Here is a 3,193-nt window from a genome sequence, read left to right as displayed (position 1 = left end):
TTGATTTTGCACCGAACCAATATCTGCTCTGATTTGATCAAGATTTGTTATAGCAGTTTCAGCTATATCCATTACAGCCATAGCACCTTTAAGAGTAGTTACACCTGCACTCTTATCTACTGTTCCAGCTTTATTACCTGCTGAAGTTTTTAAAAGTGCAAATTGAGAATTTCCTGAACCTTCTGAAAAACCTGAACCTTTAGAAACAGTATAAATACCAGATGCTGTTGACATAGAAGAGTAAAAAGTAACAGAAGAAGATATGGTAACAGACATATTTTTACCACTACCTACAGAAAATCCTGAACCAGAAGAAAATCCTGAACCAGCAGAACTCATGTAAGAGGCAGCATCACTGTAACCTATTAATATCTGTTTTCCTCCGCCTTTAGAAGAATTAAAGCCCATGGCATCAGCTATATTTGCATCGATTTGACCTTTAGATTCTCTTAAAGATACTGAAGATTGAGAAATAAGATCAGTTGTTCCCATACCTATAGCACTAAGATTGGTTCCGCTGATGTTAATATCTCTACCATCGTTTTTTACTAAAGATAATCTTCCGTAATTTTCTTTTTGTGTTCCTAAAATTCCAGAACCAACTCCTATATCTCCAGTGATTTTAATCCCTCTACCATCAGCTGAAGTAAGAACAAGCTTACCATTTTCATCCTTAGAAGCTTGAACTCCTGTTGTGTCTTTAACCGCATTGATAGCTGAGATTAACTGACCATTATTATCTCCGTCTTTATAAGAAATTTGACCAATTATAACCCCATTGATAGCAAAGTCTTGAGAAGTAGTTCCTTCTTTTATAGCATAAGCTCCTGTAGTTTTTACATCATAAGTTGCTCTAACTCCTGTTTTATCGGCACTTTTATTAATCTCTTCAGCTAAAGCTCCAAGTCCTGTTCCAACAGAGGTTGAAATCACAACACTATCAAATTTAAAATCTTCTAAACCATTATAGTTTTTTATAGTAAGTCCTACCACACCTGAAGTAAAGCTTTGCGAACCCGTTTCAAATCTTGTAACACCGATTTTTGAAGACTGAGTTGGTCCAATGCTTGCTTTTATAGTTTGATTTGAACTTGAACCGATTTGAAATTCTTGATTGGTAAAATTTCCACTTAAAAGTTGCTTGCCATTAAAAGCTGTAGTATTTGCGATATTATCAAGCTCTTCCATCAAACGGTTTATATCGGCTTGAAGCATGGTTCTTGTTTTTAAACTTTGACCATCTTGAGCTGCTTGAGTAGCTTTAGTCTTGATAGTATCTAAGATCTTAAGTTGCTCATCCATAGCCTTATCAGCAGTTTGTAAGATGCCTATAGCATCATTACCATTGTTTATAGCTTGACCTAAAGTGGCTGCTTGAGAACGCAAAGAATCTGCTATAGCCATCCCTGAAGCATCATCTGCTGCGGAGTTAATCCTAAGACCAGAACTAAGCCTACTTAAAGACTTGTCAAGCTCGTTAGCATTAACAACTGAATTTGCATGTGCATTTAACGCACCGATGTTGGTATTTATCCTAAAACCCATTTTAAATCCTTTCAAAATATTGCATCGAAAAGATTAAAGCAAGAAGTGTTCCAAGTTTAAAAAACATCCAAAATAAAAAAAGCCTAGCGCTAAACTAGGCTTGGATTTGTATATATCGCAGTATTTTTTAAACTAACTATTGAAGCAGTCTTAAAACATTTTGCTGACTAGAATTTGCCTGAGCCATAGCATAAGATCCACTTTGAGCTAAGATGTTTGCTTTAGAGTAGTTTGCACTCTCACTTGCAAAGTCTACATCTCTGATTTGAGATTCAGCTGATTTAACATTAACCTGGGTTACGGTGATGTTGTTTATAGTTGATGTAACTTGATTTTGCACCGAACCAATATCTGCTCTGATTTGATCAAGATTTGTTATAGCAGTTTCAGCTATATCCATTACAGCCATAGCACCTTTAAGAGTAGTTACACCTGCACTCTTATCTACTGTTCCAGCTTTATTACCTGCTGAAGTTTTTAAAAGTGCAAATTGAGAATTTCCTGAACCTTCTGAAAAACCTGAACCTTTAGAAACAGTATAAATACCAGATGCTGTTGACATAGAAGAGTAAAAAGTAACAGAAGAAGATATGGTAACAGACATATTTTTACCACTACCTACAGAAAATCCTGAACCAGAAGAAAATCCTGAACCAGCAGAACTCATGTAAGAGGCAGCATCACTGTAACCTATTAATATCTGTTTTCCTCCGCCTTTAGAAGAATTAAAGCCCATGGCATCAGCTATATTTGCATCGATTTGACCTTTAGATTCTCTTAAAGATACTGAAGATTGAGAAATAAGATCAGTTGTTCCCATACCTATAGCACTAAGATTGGTTCCGCTGATGTTAATATCTCTACCATCGTTTTTTACTAAAGATAATCTTCCGTAATTTTCTTTTTGTGTTCCTAAAATTCCAGAACCAACTCCTATATCTCCAGTGATTTTAATCCCTCTACCATCAGCTGAAGTAAGAACAAGCTTACCATTTTCATCCTTAGAAGCTTGAACTCCTGTTGTGTCTTTAACCGCATTGATAGCTGAGATTAACTGACCATTATTATCTCCGTCTTTATAAGAAATTTGACCAATTATAACCCCATTGATAGCAAAGTCTTGAGAAGTAGTTCCTTCTTTTATAGCATAAGCTCCTGTAGTTTTTACATCATAAGTTGCTCTAACTCCTGTTTTATCGGCACTTTTATTAATCTCTTCAGCTAAAGCTCCAAGTCCTGTTCCAACAGAGGTTGAAATCACAACACTATCAAATTTAAAATCTTCTAAACCATTATAGTTTTTTATAGTAAGTCCTACCACACCTGAAGTAAAGCTTTGCGAACCCGTTTCAAATCTTGTAACACCGATTTTTGAAGACTGAGTTGGTCCAATGCTTGCTTTTATAGTTTGATTTGAACTTGAACCGATTTGAAATTCTTGATTGGTAAAATTTCCACTTAAAAGTTGCTTGCCATTAAAAGCTGTAGTATTTGCGATATTATCAAGCTCTTCCATCAAACGGTTTATATCGGCTTGAAGCATGGTTCTTGTTTTTAAACTTTGACCATCTTGAGCTGCTTGAGTAGCTTTAGTCTTGATAGTATCTAAGATCTTAAGTTGCTCATCCATAGCCTTATCAGCAGTTTG

2 protein-coding genes are annotated in these 3,193 nt (G+C 35.6%); both read right to left on the bottom strand.

The features are described from left to right. Positions 1 to 1,545 (bottom strand): flagellin (locus tag AJN58_RS06220; RefSeq protein WP_070292088.1); only part of this gene is annotated, 1,545 nt, incomplete at its 3' end. 136 nt (positions 1,546 to 1,681) lie between these two features. Then, positions 1,682 to 3,193 (bottom strand): flagellin (locus AJN58_RS06215; protein ID WP_070292086.1); only part of this gene is annotated, 1,512 nt, incomplete at its 5' end.

This window comes from Campylobacter sp. BCW_4321 (assembly GCF_001763075.1).
Lineage (GTDB): Bacteria > Campylobacterota > Campylobacteria > Campylobacterales > Campylobacteraceae > Campylobacter_D > Campylobacter_D jejuni.
Note: the sequence above shows the minus strand (reverse complement) of the source record. Positions and strands in the feature narration are given on the sequence as shown.